Annotated in this window: 1 protein-coding gene; it reads right to left on the bottom strand. The window is 60.8% G+C overall.

Annotated features, from left to right (window positions below; genetic code table 11):
• On the bottom strand, positions 1-273 hold a 273-nt coding region (locus SB765_RS29640), incomplete at both ends, for a YiiD C-terminal domain-containing protein (protein WP_410932492.1).

The raw sequence follows: 273 nt of genomic DNA, 5'->3' as shown, positions 1-273 counted from the left end.
GCGGGCAGGACGATATAGACCCCTTCAAACACAGCGCCACACTCATCATTGCCAAACAGCTCAACTTCGAGCTGCACACGCGCTTTACGTCCGCGCGCCAGGCGGTCGAGATCGCCGCTTAATGAGCCCAGATCGGCAATCGCGCCAGGCCGTCCGCTGATGGGGTGGCTATAGCGAATGTGCGCATCCGCCAGAATAATGGTGCCACCCAGATGACGCTCGCGCAGCAGCAACCAGATCAACCCCCAGCCGGTCAGCGTTGCCAGCGAAAAC

Origin of the sequence: Pseudomonas sp. SIMBA_067, assembly GCF_046534675.1 — a bacterium.
Lineage (GTDB): Bacteria > Pseudomonadota > Gammaproteobacteria > Pseudomonadales > Pseudomonadaceae > Aquipseudomonas > Aquipseudomonas putida.
Note: the sequence above shows the minus strand (reverse complement) of the source record. Positions and strands in the feature narration are given on the sequence as shown.